Origin of the sequence: Candidatus Nitrospira neomarina, from assembly GCF_032051675.1 — a bacterium.
Taxonomy (GTDB): domain Bacteria; phylum Nitrospirota; class Nitrospiria; order Nitrospirales; family UBA8639; genus Nitrospira_E; species Nitrospira_E neomarina.
In genome coordinates this window covers 3,079,577-3,096,018 of the sequence record NZ_CP116968.1, presented here as the reverse complement: position 1 = coordinate 3,096,018, position 16,442 = coordinate 3,079,577, and the positions used below count along the sequence as shown (strand labels likewise).

Below are 16,442 nucleotides of genomic sequence, written 5' to 3'. Positions count from 1 at the left end.
AAGGGGAAGAAATCATGGCTCAGGAATTCATGTGGGGTGATACTGAAGATATTGCTATTCGCCTGCAGGAAGAGCATCCCGACCTTGATCCGTTAACGGTCAGGTTTACGGATTTACATGCGTGGGTGGTTGCCCTTCCTGAATTTAAGGACGATCCAAAAACCTCCAATGAAAAAAAGCTGGAGGCCATTCAAATGGCCTGGTATGAAGAGTTTCAGGATGCCCAGTCCTGAGCATGCGTGTTACGGTTTATTCTGCCTGCTGAAGAGTTCTATCAAAACGGGGAAAGCTGGCTGGATGAATCCGAGTTCAACCGGTCGAACTCAAAAAAATCCATAGGGTTGGCCTTCTGAGGAGCCGCTTTTCCTGGTTCCGTTCCTTTACGAAAAACTTCCGTACTGATGTTTCGACTGGTCTTGGAGGGCAGGTCACCCGTCGTGGTGTCGATCTGCGCGAATTGAATGTCATTAGGAATAGGAAAGGTCATAACCGGTGTGTGTAGCAGGGCTTGATCAACAAACTTGGTCCAAATCGGCAGGGCCGCATGCGCTCCGGATTCCAATCTGCCGAGTGTCCGGACCCCATCAAATCCCACCCATACTCCTGTCGCCAAATTCGGGGCATACCCGACAAACCACGCATCGTTATAACTATTTGTCGTTCCAGTCTTCCCTGCCAATGGCCGGCCAATAGATTTAGCAAGTCTACCGGTTCCGCTTTGAATGACATCCATGAGCATATTGGTGATCAGGTAGGCGTTTTCCTTGGTCATGGCTTGTCGAGGTTCAAACTGGTGTTGTTCTAAAATCTCCCCGTTGAGGTTCTCGGCATGTGTAATCAGGTAGGGCTCAAGCCACAAACCCTGATTCGCGAAGACACCATACGCGGAGGTGATTTCTTGGAGGGTCACGCTGGACGATCCCAGGGCTAAAGAAAGGTCCTGGCTGAGCGGACTTCGAATGCCCAGATTGCTGGCAATATTGACGACCTGGGGTACTCCGATTTGTTCAAGCAACCTGACGGTTGCGGCGTTGCGGGAATGGCGCAGTGCTTCACGAAGGGTAATGGTTCCAAAAAAGCGTTTTTCATAATTTTCCGGCTTCCATACCCGGTCTAAATCCTCGTCTTCATAGACGACGGGGGCATCAAGAATAAGCGTTGCCGGTGTCAGGCCTTGTTGAAGCGCCGAAGCATAAATGAGTGGCTTGAAGGCGGAGCCGGGTTGTCGACGGGCAATCACTGCACGATTAAACTGACTTCGAGTGAAGTCATACCCTCCCACCATTGATTGCACCGCGCCTGTCCTCGGATCCATGGCGATGAGGGAGCCTTCCACAATTGGAGTTTGCTCTAAAACAAATTCGCCTGACTCGACGGTGCCTTTTTTCGGGGCGACTTCAATAATGTCTCCGACCTTGAGGAGTTGGAGGGGAGTGGCTTTATCCCGAACGACCGCTGTTCCCACATCCCCGCTTTTCTCCAATCGCCGCTGGGCCCACCGCATATCCTCGAAAAGGATAGTGCCCTTATAGGTATTTCCAATCAAGATTTGAGCAGATTGTTTGGTCACGTCGGTCACGAGCGCTCGGTAGAGGCCATGGACAAGAGCTGCCTTTGGATTCTGTAGCTCCGGAAAGGTGTCGGGGGGCGTGAAATCTTTGGAAAAGGCAATATGTTCAATCGGTCCTCGCCAGCCTTGACGTTTATCTAATTGGCGGAGTCCTGTACGAACCGCTTCTTCCGCGATTTTCTGCATAGCAATGTTTAAGGTGGTGTAAATTCGCAGTCCACCCTTATACACAAGGGTTTCTCCGTACCGATCCACCAAGTGTTGACGCACCTCTTCCAGGAAATAGGCCGCGATCGGTTCTATGGATTGGTGACGGTAGGATAGGGTTGTGGCCATGGCGGCTTGCGCCTCTTCGTTGGTGATATACCCGGCCTCTACCATGCGCCCTAGGACCAATTCTTTCCGTGATTTAGCCAGATCCGGATTCCGATAGGGCGAATAGGTGTTTGGAGCTTTAGGAAGACCAGCCAAAAATGCCGATTCAGGAAGACTCAAATCCGAGACGTTTTTATCAAAATAGGTTAAGGCGGCGGCGGCCACTCCATAGGCACCGTGGCCGAAATAAATTTGATTTAAGTACATTTCTAAAATTTGCTCTTTAGTCAACACCCATTCCATTTTCACTGCGAGAATGAGCTCTTTAATTTTTCGCTGATACGTTCGTTCGGGAGAAAGAAAAAGAGCTCTGGCTAACTGTTGGGTTATGGTGCTCGCGCCTTGAAACCGGCCACCTTTTTTGAGATTGGTCCAGGCGGCCCGGCCGATGCCGACAATGTCCAGCCCAGGGTGATCAAAAAAACGGGTATCTTCAGTTGCAATGACCGCTTGCGTGAAGGCTTTGGGAATTTTGTCGATAGGCGTATACAGACGACGTTCGATGAAAAATTGTCCAATGAGTTCACCGTTATCTGCATAGACTCTAGATACTAAACTCGGATGGTAGTCTTGAAAGGAGTCGAATGTGGGAAGGTCACGGGTCGCAATCCAGAGAATTCCCGCAAGACCTCCTACTCCGACACATAAGCCAAGGAACGTGGTGATCATCGTTATTCGAAGCCAGGACCACCCGCGGAGCGTGGAAAAAAACGTCTGAAATTTGCTCATAAAGAATACGTAACCAACAATGACCTAGAAATTGGGAAGATTTTGGATGGTATCAAGGAGGAAGAAGATTTCACTGGCCTTTTATTTACGATACCCCGAGATAGACCAAAACACAAGATCGATATCGGTTTCCGAGTGGACGGCAAGTATGCCGCCATGGCATATGTCAACAATGTTGGGATTAGAGGTTGTGAAAAATGGTATGAGGGAAGATAGCAGATTTGAACCCCTACGGCTCCCGAACTCAGCAAACTACGTCCGGAGTGAAATTTCGTTAGGGCTAAATGGACAATTCTGTAGGGCTTCTGCCAGATTGACAAACTTTTTCACCCCATGTTACCACAAAAGGCCAAGTGAATTTTCGGCATTTCCATAACAACGAAGGAGAGTCATTATGTCTACAGATGTTGCCGCAGAAATTAAAGTCGGAGACGAAGCCCCAGATTTTACATTAAAAGACCAGGACCAAAAGGATATTAAGCTCAGCGACTATCGCGGAAAGAAGAACGTGGTTCTGGCATTTTATCCTCTGGATTGGAGCCCGGTTTGTACCGGAGAAAATAAATGTTTAACCGATGATTTTCCCAATTTTGGATCAGTCAATGCCGAAGTTTTTGGCATTAGCTGTGATAGCTTTTTTTCCCACAAAGCTTGGGCGGATTCCTTAGATCTTAAGCATCAATTACTCGCCGATATGCATCGGACGGTGTCTAAGGCCTATGGATTGTATTTTGAGCCATTGAATTGCTCCAAGCGGGCTACCGTCATTGTGGATAAAAATGGAAAAGTGGCCTATGCGAAAGTTCAAGATATCAAAACCGCTCGTGACGACAAAGAAATTTTGGAAGCGTTGCAGAAGTTGAAATAATCAAGAAGATGCTCTGACCGAAGGGGTTGGTATTTAATCCTACCCCTTCGGCCTGTAATTTTGGACAGCGAGGCTGTGATGTCCGGTATGGTTGAAGATGTGAACGATGACAATTATGAAGGGTTTACGGAAGCTTCAGCTGCGGTTGTGGCCTATGGCATTGCGACCTGCGAACCGTGTAAAGCCTATGATCCTGTTCTTGCGGACATTGCCCAACAGTATTCGAATGTGCGATTTGGAAAGGCTAAAATGCACGTTCCGGGGCGGTGTCGGGCCATTAAAAAGCGGCATCAATTTGAAACGTATCCCACCACCCATTTCTTTTCCAATGGAACGCTTGTGCTTACCAAAGAGGGAAAATTAGAACCCGCCGAACTGGCCGACTTAATTCGGCAATCGTTCTCTATCAAAACCTAAATTTTGTTTTGGGGAAACTTCACCAGGTCCGGGTTCCATCCGGCCTGCAGAGGGTTTCTCAGCTGGCAGAGTATCCTGATTGAGTCGGTGCGCGTCCTCAAGATGGTGCTTCCAGATTCAGGCTATACAGAATACACAGCCACGGCACCTGGTTGTTGGCTCACGGAGACTCGGCATAGCGGAGGTGTGTGGAAGTGGGGCTCCAGTGTTTCCCAGATGACCTTGGCAAGCGCGGAGTCTGTGACGGGAATGTTGGCAAAGGCCTGATCCTGGCTTAGATTTCGCTGGTCAAATCGTGCAAGGATCTGGTTTCTGACGATTTGATCCACAGTCTGTAAATTCATAACCTGCCCGGTGTCGCTGGAAATTTGGCCCTTAGTGGCAATCCACAGAGCATAATCATGCCCTTGCGTATGCCCTGTCCCGGATTGATGCAGGGCTGAAAATGCATAGTGTCGAGCGATGATGGCCGATTCCCCGTTAGCAGGTTGGAGGGCATCACCCATAAAACTTGCATTCACCTCGGCATAGAGGGTTTCGTCCTCATAAAGACGAAGTGCATCCGGATTAGGGAGGTCTGGATGTTTTTCCAAAATGTGCCAGAGAGTGACTGCGAGATTTTCGGTCGTGGGAATTCTCTTGGAAAAATATGGGGTATCGAGATTTAAGTTTTTATGATCAAATTGTTCCAGGACCTGATTTAAAATGAGTTTTAAGTCATATAAATTGATGATCATCCCTGTGACAGGGTCGATGTCTCCCCGCAAGGTGACTTCCAATAAATAATTATGGCCATGGGTATTCACATTATTACAAAGTCCAAAAACCGCACGATTTTTTGCGTCATCCCATTCAGGATTGTGGTAGCGGTGAGAGGAGCAAAACTCTAAACGTTTGGTGAGGGTCGCTTTAGGCATAAAGCCTCTATAGAAAAGAAAAAGGGCTGGATCTTGGTCGCCTATGGAAGTCCAAGTCCAGCCCTAATTGGGTTAGGGTTCTGAGTGATTATTTTCTAGGTCGAGAATGAGCTTCCACATCCACAGGTGGACTTCGCTTGAGGATTTTTGATGGCAAATCCCGACCCTTGCAGGCTATCTACGTAATCGACTTCTGCGCCGCTAAGCATTGGGGCGCTTTGGGAATCCACAATGACCTTCACGTCGCCTTTTTCGATGATGGTGTCATCATCGCTGGTTTTATCTTCAAACGACATTCCATATTGATAGCCGCTACATCCGCCGCCTTTGACGTAAATACGCAAACCGACAGAATTTTCTTCTTCCTTAATCAGTTCCTTAATCTTCTGTTCTGCGATCGGGGTAATTGTTACCATAGTCGTTGTATCCTCCTTATATTCACATTATTTTTGTAGATTCATCTTTCCTTTCAATCGGTTGAAAGGAATCCAACATTGAGCTTACATCTTAAAGCACGACTTTTAATCTTGTCAATTTATAGAGGACCTACGCAGTTGGGGAATCATGCACGGAAAAAAATGAATTACTTGAGATCTCTTAGCCATTCCTGCCTCAATTCCTGGGATACTGGGGCTTCTGTACGATATTGAGGGTGGAGGATAGTCAGAAAGGCAGGGACTTCCTCCTGGGCCAGGAGGTCACGAAAGGTTGGGGTAGTGGAAAATCGGACAAAATGCACGGCACTGATTTTATCTTCTTTGCTATGCCCGGCCTCAAAATTTGCAAAAACTGAGGTATCGCCAACCTTGATGCCCACGGTATTGGCCTGGTCAATATTCTTAAAGGAATCCAGCAGCGGTTGAATTTTTTCGGAATCGGTGATTTCGATAAACAGTGTTGCGCTCAATTCATTTCGATCGGGTAGGAGGGCATTATACACGTCACATTCCTCCTGAATTTTTCCCGGATCAAAAATGCGCTCTATTCGAATCATTTCTTGTATTTGAAATAGCAGGGTTTCCCGATTCTCAAACACGAGCGTCACGAATTCCCCTACAGAAATTCGGCGCCGTTTTTTAAGGGCAATGATGTTTTGCCGAATGCCGGCGCGGTTTTCCTCATATTGAGCAGCCGGGAGGAGATCTTGCGGTGTGAGCAGTTTCATAATGTTAATCCATAGGCGTTACGAACAACTTGAATAGGATGAAGGGTCGATTGATTTGGTGTGGTTTGAAGCGCTTGATCCAGTTGTAGTGCCGACAGAGGGCAATCGGAGGCGACGACGTCGAACGGCTCCTCTTGAATTTCTCGCACGGCTTTCTTGGCGATTTTCATCGAGAGATCAAAGAATTCAGTCTTGGCACTCCAGGCTCCATCGTGTCCGGAACATTTCTCGATCAGATGAACCGTGGCTCCGGTCAACTCCATCAATTCTTTTGATTTAAAGCCAATGTTCTGATCACGTAAATGACAGGGAATTTGATACGCCACGCGTCCAGGATTAGCTTGAAAATCAAGGGAAAGCCTGCCTTCCCGTTTGAGCCGCATTAAATATTCACAAAGATCAAACGTGCGCTCGCTCAATTGCTTCATTGCGGGTGTGGGTTTGAGGTAAGGATATTCCCGTTTGAACATCAGGCTACAACTGGGTGCTGGAATAACGATTTCATATCCCTGATCGAGATACGGCGCAAAGAGTCGATATTGAGACTCGGCAATCTTGGCCATTCCATCGGTATCACCTAAGTCAAACCGTGGCATCCCACAGCACTGCTGATTTGAAGGCACCACGACCTCAATGTCGTTTTTCTCCAAAATTTGTACGGCAGCTTTTCCAATATCAGTCACCTGATACGTCACCAGGCAACTTGGGAAGAAGGCTACTTTTCCCTGGCTGTGGGCACGTCCGGAAACCGGCTTCCGCTGATCCCACCATTGGGTAAAGGTCTGGGATTGAAACGAAAGGACCTGGCGGTTTTTGTGCACTCCGACCATACGCTCAACCAGACTCCGGAGCCACGGTGTGCGGAGGGCCCAATTGGTCAGTGGGGCGGTCAGACTTCCCATTTTTCCGATCAAATCGGTTTGGATCAGGAGTTTGTCGCGCCATGTGGCCCCACCCTCAGCCGTCCGTTGCTTTTTCCAGGCAGCCATGAGCCGGGGAAAATCCAGATCGTATTGATGGGGGGGAGAATAGGGACAATGGTTGAAACAGAGTTTGCAGTAGTAACATTCCTGTTCAATCCTTGTGAAATCCTGTGCAGTGAATTGCGTTGAATCGCTCTCATACTCATCAATCCGGTCAATAAGGGTATTGAAGGACGGACATAAGTTAAAACATCGTCGACATCCGTCACAGACATCGAAAATGCGTCGTGTCTCGGTTTCGAGTTGAGACCGGGTCCAGCCTGGAGTGATAAGGTCAAATTTTGGCACAGGTTATGGCTTCGTTTGAGAATCGGTGAAAGAGTGGTTACAGGGCGGCAGCCTTCTTTATCGACCGCCGCCGTGCGTCATGATGCCGTGGCTATCAGCCCTGTTTTAGAGTTTCCAGCCCTTTCGTGAACCGGTTCGCATGGGATCGTTCGGCTTTGGCCAGCGTCTCAAACCATTCTGCGAGTTCCTCAAGGCCTTCATCACGAGCGGTTTTCGCCATGCCGGGATACATCTGCGTGTACTCATAGGTCTCACCTTCAATCGACGCTTTTAAGTTGGCTTCGGTGTTGCCAATCGGCACGCCCGTGGCAGGATCACCGACTTCCTTCAAAAAGTCCAGGTGACCAAACGCATGTCCGGTTTCAGCTTCCGAAGTATCACGAAACAGACCGCCGATATCGGTATAGCCTTCAATATCCGCCCGCCGGGCGAAATATAAATAGCGTCGATTCGCTTGCGATTCACCGGCAAATGCCGCTTTTAAGTTTTCGTGGCTTTTTGTGCCTTTAAGAGCTTTTCCCATGGAGTCCTCCTTTGACGGTTGTGGGGTGTAACCCCGGTGATGAATGGTTGATGGAGCGCCCCGTGTGGCGGAGACAGGAGCCGCAAAGTCCACGAAAAGCGACCTGATAACTCGTAATTTCAAAATCTTTGGGAATGCCTGCTGGGGAGGTCAGGCGATTGAGTCGGGGATCGATGACATCGACAATGGACTGGCACCCCAAGCAAATTAAATGGTGATGGGGAGACAGGTTGGCATCAAAGCGAGCCCGGGTATGGCCAATATTGACTTCATGAATCAACCTGGAGGTACGCAAGGCCCCAAGGGTGTAGTAGACGGTGTTCAGAGACATCATCGGAAATTGCGGAGCGACTTCAGCAAAGAGCTCTTCCGCGGTCGGATGGGTAGTGCTGCGAAGGAGTGCGTCATAAATAGCCGTTCGCTGCGGGGTCGTTTTTAATCCGCATGCCTGAAACTTCTGTTTGATGTCCTTGAATGGAATTTCCATATCATTCCTGTTTAGGAATAATTCCTATTTAGCAAAACCCTAAAGAGATGGTCAACCGGAGTACGTCGGCTGTACAGGGGAAAGCCAAGAAAAAAAACCAAATTGGAAAGCCCCGTGCTTTGGTGAGTCGCGGTTTCTATTTAACGTTTTGCAGGAACCCATTGCCGCCATCCCTGGCCTTCGTGTCCAAACTGAAATTGAGTGGGATGGAGGATCTCAGCCAAAATTTCGAGGGATTCCACGAGACGCGGACCCGGGCGGTTGAAAAACTGGTTCCCATCCGTCAAATACACCTTCTGATTTTGCACTGCTCGTAACTATGGCCAAAGAGGATGCAATGTCATGACCGGCAATTCTTCTTGAATGCGAGCCATGGAAAATCCACAAGGCATCAAAATCAGGATATTTGGATCCGAAGCGGCTAAGGCTTCCCAGCTTATCCATGGGGCATGGGCTCCCCGCTGTCCAAACACCGATTGCCCTCCGGCCAAATGAACCAGTTCGGGTACCCAGTTGCCGGCAGCCATCAGCGGTTCCATCCATTCGATGCAGGCTACAGTGGGGGGAGTAGGTTGTTGTTGGGAGGAGTCTGCAATATTGTCCATGCGTTGGTGGGCCTGTTTCAGAAATGCCTGTCCTGCAGCGTGCTGTCCTAAGCCGTCCGCCACTCTGGTCAGATCCTCCCAAACCCCTGATAAGTCCTGTGCACCCAAAGAAATCAACGTCGGTGACATTCCTAGTAAGTCGTGAAGAGCCCGCTGCACCTCATCAGCGCTCACGGCACACACCTCACACTGGGTCTGGGTGACGATGACATCCGGTCGTAAATCCTGCATTTGGTCGACCAAGACCTCATACAAGGAAAGGGCTGACTGAAGACGTTTGGAAACCTGGGCATGAATAGCTTGGCTTGTTCCCTCACGATCCACCGTCGCTTGAGTGCAAACAGGAAGCGAGGTAACGTCGGAAGGAAAATCGCATTCGTGTGACCGGCCGACAAGCTGGGCACGGCAACCTAATGCGCAGACCATTTCTGTCCCACTAGGAATCAACGACACAATACGAGAGGACACAAATATTTCCTTGAAGGTGAATTAGAATGGAGAGTGTTGAATAAAACCAATTTCCAAGGGCATATTGCCCCACAGGCACGTTGCATATTAGAGGTCCCGGGGCGGTTCAAAAAAGTCCGTCCAGCAAGGCCGCAGTCATTTTTGCGCGCAGAGCGTACTTCCAGTACGTGAGCACGGAAAAATGGCGAGAACGCCGCTGGCGGCTTTTTTCAACAGCCCCAATAGGGGAAAAATAATCGTTCATCCTACCTGAGGAAGGCAGGGCGTCCGCAACTTCTTTTTGGTTACCTGGGCTGTTTGGGAGAGAGCGGGAAGAGAATGAAAGCTACTTTCCATCTATGGTACAAAGGTACCTTCAGCATGACTCGGCAAAGCGTTAACGATTATATCTTTTGTGTACCAACACCAATTTCACTATTAATGACCGGAATCTGAATCGCATTCATTAAGGAGGTATGTATGGCAGCCAAAGCGTATATTCTCATGAAAGTCAAAGCAGGAAAAGTCCAGGATGTATTAGAGACCCTCAAAGCCCTTTCCGGGGTGGAACAAGCTCATGCCTGTTTCGGTCAGCCTGATATCTTTGGTCTGGTCAATGCGCCTGATGACCGGGCTCTGTCCAATCTCATCATGGCCAAGATTCACACCATCCCGGGAGTAGAGGAAACCGACACGCATATCGTCGTCCAGGATTAGTAGCTTTCATTATCCTTATCCTTGCCTTAGAAGCGGGAGCGAACTCAAGGGGTTGGAGTCGATGCCAAGGAGGATTTGAGGATTTGGGATAGATGAAGTCTAGCAATTTTGCTCCGGATTGTGAGCTGTGGCTTCCTGGTTCATACAATCCCTCCAGGCACTTTTAGTGAGCCACGAGAAAACAAGGATGCTGTATAGAAAAAGCCGGGGTCTTTTGACCCCGGCTTTTGTCGTCATCCAGATTTTTGATCTGAGATTAGGAAAGGATGATTGAGATCAGAACAAACCGGAAGCATGGCCGGAATTGGCCATGAAAAATAACATTGGGATGGAAAGCATGGTATTTGTGCGAGACGCCAGGAGCGCCATCCGTCCGGCCTTGGCTTTTTCTTCAGGTGTCGCTTCCTTGAGCCCAAGGACTTTTTTCTGATTGGGCCAAATGATTCCCCACACATTCAGCAACATAATGGTCCCAAGCCAGGCACCCATGCCGATCACGGCATCCGGTCCCTGCAGCATAAATGCACTTCCCATACGATGCTGATTCATCAGTAAGGCGGCACCAAATATCCAGGTGAATAGGGCTCCCCAGCGAAACCACCAGAGCGCATTGGGCACCAGGTGTTTAAAGGATTCAGCTTTGGTTTCGGGTGTGACGGCTTTGAGAAATGGCACTTGGATGAAATTAAAGTAATACAGGATTCCAATCCAGGTAATGCCCGCGAGGTAATGTCCCCACGCCAATAAACTTTCCATAAAATGTCCTCGTATTCGTTAGGTTGATTAATTATGTCTTTGGAGGTGATCAGGTTCACACCAGCATTTTGACCAGGCCGTACAGGACCACGGTCAATACAAAGCCAGCAGTGATGGTGCCAGAGATCGTATCGAGCGGATTGCCCATTGTCTTCCTCCTTTATTGTTCGTAGTGTTGAGAAGCGGGTTGTGTCATGTGGGCTACGGAACGTAGCCAACACGTATCTGGTGAACTAGCCTAACGTAGACCGGCTATCTTGTTCAAGATATCGGGCAAAAGGATTCGAAAGTATTTACTTCGGGGTGACTCGACGTGTTTTTGGGGGAGTCGAAGCCGGCAGACAGAACCGCCACAATTTCTTTGCCCATTCTCCCGCATAGTCCACGCCGATTCGAGGCAGAGTTTGAATCTGTTTGGGCAAAACGGCCAGTCCGTGGTCTTCGATCCAAAGAGTGGTGCCGAGTGTGGCATCCAGTCCGTTATGCGTGCGATTCACGTCTAAAAATCGGCAGACCCTGCCGGGACCGTCGATGCGTTTTGGCAAATCCGGCGAATGATCCCCTCCCAAGATTTCCAGTCCTCGAATTAAGACTGCGGCAGGATATTGCTCTTGTTCCGTCACGATATTGAGACAGTGGTACATTCCATAAATCAGGTATACATAGGTGAAGCCAGCAGGGCCGAACATAATTTCTGTCCGTTTCGTGCGGCCTTTAGAGGCATGGCAGGCTCGATCATCCGGTCCCACGTAGGCTTCCGTATCCACAATTTTGGCCTGGATGATCCCGTTTGGCGTCTGTTTGATCAGCACCTTTCCCACCAGTTCTGACGCAACTTTTAACGTTGGTCGTTCAAAAAATATTCGCGGTAAAGGATCCGGAGGGTTACCAAGCCCTTGAAGTGTGACTGGAAAATAGGATTCCGGATTTGCTTCCTTTTTTTGCCTTCCCCTCCTTTGTAAGGAGGGGTTAGGGGCGGTAGAACTCTTGGACACATGTAACGCAATATCTTCTAAAACCCCATCGAGATTGTGCAGAATGTCGTCATTGTTGTATCGAATGAGCTTGATCCCCAATGAATGTAAATTATTCTCTCGTTGTCGGTCGCTCTTGATTTTACTTTCGTTCGCGTGCACATCGCCATCAACTTCAATCGCCAAGGATCTCTCCGGGCAAAAGAAATCTACAATGTATGATCCGATTCCATGTTGGCGACGAAATTTGAAGCCGTGAATTTGAAAACCACGAAGTTTTGACCAAAGCAATTGCTCAGCCGGAGTTTGGTTTGATCGAAGCCGACGTTTAATCGGAAGAAGGTCTGGTTTCCCTTTTTTGGTGGTCATGCGTCTCTGATCATATGTGGCTTGTTTTCCCCTCTTTTGTAAGGAGGGGAGAGGGGGGGAGGTAGAGACTTTCGCCTTCTCGTTGAGATTTCAAAAATTTGTGTGATCTCTGATCGGTTGGATGAACTCTACCCCACTTACACCTCCCCTTACAAAAGGGGAGGAAAAGAAATCACTACACATAATGGGATTCAAGGATAGGATGTTATCCCAACTCTTTAATGGCTCTTCGGACTTAAACCCCTTACGAAGGGGAGGTATATTCATCATGTGACGTGAGGGCCGTAGGGTGGTAACGTCGTAAGACGACCATCATCCAGCGGGCCGCCAACAGTGAAATGATAAAGCGATTGCCATGTGGTTTGAGGATGAATGCCGAGCACCCGATGGACCGGATCATCAAAAAAACAGCCGATCCCCGTTGACCGGATGCCAGCCGCTTCGGCCTCTAGGTAGAGCACTTGTCCGATCACCCCGGTTTCCCAAAACAACCGTTTGTAAAACCACGGCCCATACGTTTCTAAGCTCCTGTCGAATTCGGCGACCATTCCAAGCGCAAAGGCACTGTCTCCGGCAATGTCCTGCCCGCAACTGAGTTGTTTAGCCAGATTTTGCGCATTACCTTCTTCCAAGAGATAGAGAGGAAGATTGGAGGGGCATGCTTCAGGAGTCGACCAGACAAACTGCTCGTGCATCACGCTTTTGAAAAACATGAGGTCCCGGTGTTCTGGATTTCGATTGACCCAATACAGTCCAGGCGGTAGGCCGTCTATTCGATGTACGAACAAGATGAGGTGAATCGTGGGCTCCCAGGGAATGGCATCCCAGGGCATGGGTCGATCCGGTAAAGGCAAGTCCTCTCTTGGCATGATCCGTTGCAGCATGGTGAAAAAACGATCGGCGGGGAGGCCGGTTCGTCCGTCAAATGCGACGGCGCTCCGTCGTTGATGGATGATGTGGCCAGCCAAGGGTTCAGATTCAATCACTTTCCCTTCGTTCATGGGAACACCTGAAGCATGAAAGGCAATGGGTTCGGGTTCTTGAGTCGATTTCCAGGATGCCTCTGTGACTGAATCGATAATGTCCCACAGGACCGGTTCATCTTTGCTCAAACGGTTTGCCGTGCCTTTCCATTCTCCTGATGTTAGTACCGTATCATCAAGATCGTTGAATGCCAGATTCAGCGTGGGAGGGGGTTGAATGTTTCTGCGCCAGACTGCCGCCAGCAATTCCGGGTATTCCCGTTCTGCCTGTGAGAAATCCTGCGGTCTGGTCAGACCCAAAAGCCGTGCGATCGTCTCGTCTGAGGTGCCACTTAACACCAACAGATTCCAGCCTAAGGTCGCCGCGGCAATTCGTAACGTGCCGATCGCATGGCCCGTATCATGTTGGCAGTATCGAAAGGCCCGCTCTCCATATTTCCATGCTTCACGCCAATGAACGGACGTGAGGCCTATCAGAAATCCTTCAGAAGGTATGCCTTGAAGTATCGATTGGGCAACTGTAGGTGGAAGAACCCACCGGTGTTCTAGAGCATGTTCCTTGGGGGCATAGTGATAGAGTCCTGGTTTCAGCGTCAGTTGAGGCAGAGAACCCGTGAAGAGATAGCCCTCCGTGGGGTGGAGGTTCCCGCTGGAAGGGTTACTCCGCAGTGCCCACCGGGTCCCGCCGTACTGTTTCCACGCCGTGAGGGATAACCCATATTCGAAAAAGCGAGAGACAGTGTTGAGCGTCATGGGTTGTGAGGGGATCGAGTGCGGAGGAAAGAGGGACTCATACGATGGAGAAAGCGGATCTTCGTCGAATGCGAGATGAGGAAGCGGAATGAGTGGGGCGCCATGGAATCGACGGAAGGGATCCGGTTGATTCGCCCAATCCAAGTATCCTAGCGACCGGGCGTACCGGTTGAACTCATGCTTGGTCTGCTCGTGATATTGTTTGACGTGGTCAAGGGTTGTTTTCGATTCTTGCTTGGGCATGTGGATGTTCATGAGGACAAGTGTAACACCGTGAGAGGTGAGTGAAACAATACGGGGAGTGTTGAATAATAAAAATCTTCAAGGGCAAATTTGCCCAGGATTAGATTACTCATCAAAGGCTCCGGGTCGGTTCAAAAAAGTCCGTCCAGCAAGGCCGCAGCCGTTTTTAAGCGCGGAGCGTACGCTTAGTACGTGAGCACGGGAAAATGGCGAGAACGCCGCTGGCGGCTTTTTTCAACCGACCCATACGGCCTGCCTTATCGCGATGGGTTGGTGTTCCCACTGTTTTTGTTTACAGCTGAGGGGTTGTTACACGTCGAGGTTGTCAGCCAACCCGGCGTTGGCCATCAAAAATTCATAACGGGCCTCGGTGCGTTTGCCCATCAAATCCTGAAAGGTCCGGTCGGTTTGCAGTTCGTCTAACAATTCGACTTTGAGTAAGCGACGAGTGGCGGGGTGGAGGGTGGTGACTTTGAGCTGTTGAGGAAACATTTCGCCCAAGCCTTTGAAGCGGCTGATGGTGGGATTGGCGTTGCTGCGAGCCCCTGACACAATCCGTTCTTTTTCCTCGTCGGTGCCGGCCCAGTGGACTTCCTTCCCAATTTCAATTCGGTAGAGTGGGGGTTGGGCAATGTAGACGTGGCCTTGCCGGATCAGATCGGGCATGTGCCGGAAAAAAAACGTCAGCAACAGTGTGCTGATGTGATAGCCGTCAATATCCGCATCCATCAACAGGATAATTTTATGATACCGGAGTTTCTTGAGATCAAAGTCTTTCCCGACCCCGCAGCCCAAGACTTTAACGACATCCGCCAGCTCTTTGTTCTCAACCACTTTGGCCAGGGTGAGTTCTTCCGTGTTCAGCACTTTGCCCCGTATGGGAAGAATGGCCTGATTTTTTAAGTCACGGCCTTGTTTGGCTGTTCCGCCTGCGGAGTCGCCCTCGACGATAAACAGTTCGCTGATGGTTGGATCCGTGCTCTGGCAGTCGGCCAGTTTTCCCGGCAGGTTGAGGCGATGGCTGACGGCCGACTTCCGCATTACGGCTTTGGAGGCTTCACGAGAGGCTTCGCGGGCTCGTGCGGCCAGGATCATGCGACCCACGAGGGTTTCCGCAATGGTTTGGTTTTCGTTGAGATAGGTTTCAAGAGCCGGCCGGACCAGATTATCCACTTGTGCCTGCACTTCCGGATTATTGAGCCGTTCCTTCGTTTGCCCCTGAAACTGCGGGTGGAGGACGAGGACGCTCAGTACGGCCGCCATGCCCTCGCGAATATCTTCGGCTTGAAGGGAGAGGCCTTTGGGCGTGAGATTGTGGGTGTCGATGTAATTGCGCGCAGCTTTCACGATGCCGCCACGTAATCCCATTTCATGCGTGCCCCCATTGGGAGTGGCCACCCCATTGACATAACTTTTGACAAATTCGGCGGGTTCATCGGTCCATTGCAAGGCGACTTCCATCTTCAGCGCTTGTGCCCCTCCTTCAGGGCCTGATGCGCCATTTTTAAATTGGCGTTCCAGGTAAAAGACGAAATCGACGGTCGTTTTTCGACCGCGATCCGCCACTAATTTGCGTAAGTATTCCTGGATGCCCTGTTCGTGATGAAACGAGTGGGTTTCTCCGGTGGTACCATCTTTGAAAGTCAGCTTGAGCCCCTTATGCAGATAGGCCTTGGCATCCAGGGTATCCAGTAACACAGCGGGATCGAATTGAATGGTTTTACCGAATATTTTGGGGTCGGGACGAAAATAGACCGAAGTTCCGGTTCCTCGTGCATTGCCCAAGGCCTTGACGGGACCTTGAGGTATTCCGGCCTGATAGGTCTGTTCCCATTCCTTGCCGTCGCGTTTCACCTGAACTTCCAGGTGACGGGACAGGGCATTCACCACCGAGGCGCCGACTCCATGCAATCCGCCGGAATGGATGTAGCTTCCCGTATCAAACTTTCCTCCGGCATGTAGGGTTGTCATGATAATTTCCAATGCCGACTTTTTGTGTTTGGGATGTTTATCCACCGGAATGCCACGACCGTTGTCTGTGATGCGGAGACCTTCACGCGATTTATCCAGTTCCACGATGATGTGAGTGGCATAGCCATTAATGACCTCATCGATCGCGTTATCCAGAATTTCCCAGACTAAGTGGTGCAGGCCCGTCTTATCGGTGCCTCCGATATACATCGCAGGGCGGCGTCGGACGGGCTCAATACCCTCCAGCACCACGATATCACTGGCATCATATGTTTTACCCATAAACGAATCCTTGTGAGTGA

The 16,442-nt window shown here is 49.8% G+C and carries 15 protein-coding genes and 1 pseudogene; 4 read left to right on the top strand and 12 right to left on the bottom strand.

The window, feature by feature from the left end:
• Positions 1-14: 14 nt before the first annotated feature.
• A complete protein-coding gene (gene iscX / locus PQG83_RS13265; RefSeq protein ID WP_376753528.1) occupies positions 15-233 on the top strand; it encodes a Fe-S cluster assembly protein IscX in 219 nt (72 codons plus the stop codon).
• A 41-nt stretch (positions 234-274) separates the two neighbouring features.
• Here iscX and PQG83_RS13260 read toward each other — a convergent pair whose 3' ends face one another.
• Positions 275-2,674, bottom strand: a complete 2,400-nt coding sequence (locus tag PQG83_RS13260; protein ID WP_312741865.1) for a penicillin-binding protein 1A — start codon at positions 2,672-2,674, stop codon at positions 275-277.
• Positions 2,675-3,068: 394 nt separating this feature from the next.
• Here PQG83_RS13260 and PQG83_RS13255 point away from each other — a divergent pair, with 394 nt between their 5' ends.
• Together PQG83_RS13255 and PQG83_RS13250 are read left to right on the top strand one after the other, a co-directional pair.
• On the top strand, positions 3,069-3,542 hold the full coding sequence (locus PQG83_RS13255) for a peroxiredoxin (RefSeq protein WP_312741864.1): 474 nt from the start codon (positions 3,069-3,071) through the stop codon (positions 3,540-3,542).
• 78 nt (positions 3,543-3,620) lie between these two features.
• Positions 3,621-3,959, top strand: coding sequence for a thioredoxin family protein (locus PQG83_RS13250; protein WP_312741863.1), 339 nt, complete (start codon positions 3,621-3,623; stop codon positions 3,957-3,959).
• Between the two features lie 122 nt (positions 3,960-4,081).
• On the opposite strand, the gene PQG83_RS13245 is transcribed toward PQG83_RS13250, so the two are convergent.
• The 7 genes and pseudogenes from PQG83_RS13245 to PQG83_RS13215 form a co-directional block, all read right to left on the bottom strand.
• A complete protein-coding gene (locus tag PQG83_RS13245; protein WP_312741861.1) occupies positions 4,082-4,876 on the bottom strand; it encodes a 6-carboxytetrahydropterin synthase in 795 nt (264 codons plus the stop codon).
• 95 nt (positions 4,877-4,971) lie between these two features.
• Positions 4,972-5,307 (bottom strand): annotated as a pseudogene (gene erpA / locus PQG83_RS13240) (iron-sulfur cluster insertion protein ErpA); the annotation flags it as partial.
• 152 nt (positions 5,308-5,459) lie between these two features.
• A complete protein-coding gene (locus PQG83_RS13235; protein WP_312741859.1) occupies positions 5,460-6,041 on the bottom strand; it encodes a DUF3501 family protein in 582 nt (193 codons plus the stop codon).
• Positions 6,038-7,312: a heterodisulfide reductase-related iron-sulfur binding cluster gene (locus PQG83_RS13230; protein ID WP_312741857.1), complete on the bottom strand. Its 1,275-nt coding sequence runs from the start codon at positions 7,310-7,312 to the stop codon at positions 6,038-6,040. The genes PQG83_RS13235 and PQG83_RS13230 overlap by 4 nt, the downstream gene beginning before the upstream one ends.
• A gap of 94 nt (positions 7,313-7,406) precedes the next feature.
• A complete protein-coding gene (locus tag PQG83_RS13225; protein WP_312741854.1) occupies positions 7,407-7,835 on the bottom strand; it encodes a rubrerythrin family protein in 429 nt (142 codons plus the stop codon).
• On the bottom strand, positions 7,819-8,322 hold the full coding sequence (locus PQG83_RS13220; protein WP_312741851.1) for a Fur family transcriptional regulator: 504 nt from the start codon (positions 8,320-8,322) through the stop codon (positions 7,819-7,821). The genes PQG83_RS13225 and PQG83_RS13220 overlap by 17 nt, the downstream gene beginning before the upstream one ends.
• A 317-nt stretch (positions 8,323-8,639) precedes the next feature.
• Positions 8,640-9,395 carry an ABC transporter substrate-binding protein gene (locus tag PQG83_RS13215; protein ID WP_312741848.1) on the bottom strand — a complete coding sequence of 252 codons (756 nt, stop codon included), beginning with the start codon at positions 9,393-9,395 and terminating at the stop codon, positions 8,640-8,642.
• A 459-nt stretch (positions 9,396-9,854) separates the two neighbouring features.
• On the opposite strand from PQG83_RS13215, the gene PQG83_RS13210 reads away from it, so the two are divergent.
• Positions 9,855-10,091 (top strand): Lrp/AsnC family transcriptional regulator, encoded by a 237-nt coding sequence (locus tag PQG83_RS13210; RefSeq protein ID WP_312644591.1) that lies wholly within the window; start codon positions 9,855-9,857, stop codon positions 10,089-10,091.
• A 276-nt stretch (positions 10,092-10,367) separates the two neighbouring features.
• Here PQG83_RS13210 and PQG83_RS13205 read toward each other — a convergent pair whose 3' ends face one another.
• The 4 genes from PQG83_RS13205 to PQG83_RS13190 form a co-directional block, all read right to left on the bottom strand.
• Positions 10,368-10,847, bottom strand: coding sequence for a urate hydroxylase PuuD (locus tag PQG83_RS13205; protein ID WP_312741846.1), 480 nt, complete (start codon positions 10,845-10,847; stop codon positions 10,368-10,370).
• Positions 10,848-11,140: 293 nt separating this feature from the next.
• The gene (locus PQG83_RS13200) at positions 11,141-12,190 is read right to left on the bottom strand and encodes a DNA-3-methyladenine glycosylase (RefSeq protein WP_312741843.1); all 1,050 of its coding nucleotides are present in this window, start codon (positions 12,188-12,190) and stop codon (positions 11,141-11,143) included.
• Between the two features lie 266 nt (positions 12,191-12,456).
• Complete coding sequence (locus PQG83_RS13195) at positions 12,457-14,169, bottom strand: SagB/ThcOx family dehydrogenase (protein WP_312741840.1); 1,713 nt, start codon at positions 14,167-14,169, stop codon at positions 12,457-12,459.
• Positions 14,170-14,478: 309 nt separating this feature from the next.
• On the bottom strand, positions 14,479-16,422 hold the full coding sequence (locus tag PQG83_RS13190; RefSeq protein WP_312741838.1) for a DNA gyrase/topoisomerase IV subunit B: 1,944 nt from the start codon (positions 16,420-16,422) through the stop codon (positions 14,479-14,481).
• Positions 16,423-16,442 lie beyond the last annotated feature (20 nt).

Excerpts from the sequence above, each read along its gene's own strand:
- PQG83_RS13225 (WP_312741854.1), bottom strand. The coding sequence starts at position 7,835 with ATGGGAAAAGCTCTTAAAGGCACAAAAAGCCACGAAAACTTAAAAGCG.
- PQG83_RS13210 (WP_312644591.1), top strand. The coding sequence starts at position 9,855 with ATGGCAGCCAAAGCGTATATTCTCATGAAAGTCAAAGCAGGAAAAGTC.
- PQG83_RS13235 (WP_312741859.1), bottom strand. The coding sequence starts at position 6,041 with ATGAAACTGCTCACACCGCAAGATCTCCTCCCGGCTGCTCAATATGAG.
- PQG83_RS13255 (WP_312741864.1), top strand. The coding sequence starts at position 3,069 with ATGTCTACAGATGTTGCCGCAGAAATTAAAGTCGGAGACGAAGCCCCA.
- PQG83_RS13190 (WP_312741838.1), bottom strand. The coding sequence starts at position 16,422 with ATGGGTAAAACATATGATGCCAGTGATATCGTGGTGCTGGAGGGTATT.
- PQG83_RS13245 (WP_312741861.1), bottom strand. The coding sequence starts at position 4,876 with ATGCCTAAAGCGACCCTCACCAAACGTTTAGAGTTTTGCTCCTCTCAC.
- PQG83_RS13260 (WP_312741865.1), bottom strand. The coding sequence starts at position 2,674 with ATGAGCAAATTTCAGACGTTTTTTTCCACGCTCCGCGGGTGGTCCTGG.
- PQG83_RS13195 (WP_312741840.1), bottom strand. The coding sequence starts at position 14,169 with ATGCCCAAGCAAGAATCGAAAACAACCCTTGACCACGTCAAACAATAT.
- PQG83_RS13205 (WP_312741846.1), bottom strand. The coding sequence starts at position 10,847 with ATGGAAAGTTTATTGGCGTGGGGACATTACCTCGCGGGCATTACCTGG.
- iscX (WP_376753528.1), top strand. The coding sequence starts at position 15 with ATGGCTCAGGAATTCATGTGGGGTGATACTGAAGATATTGCTATTCGC.
- PQG83_RS13250 (WP_312741863.1), top strand. The coding sequence starts at position 3,621 with ATGTCCGGTATGGTTGAAGATGTGAACGATGACAATTATGAAGGGTTT.
- PQG83_RS13200 (WP_312741843.1), bottom strand. The coding sequence starts at position 12,190 with ATGACCACCAAAAAAGGGAAACCAGACCTTCTTCCGATTAAACGTCGG.
- PQG83_RS13220 (WP_312741851.1), bottom strand. The coding sequence starts at position 8,322 with ATGGAAATTCCATTCAAGGACATCAAACAGAAGTTTCAGGCATGCGGA.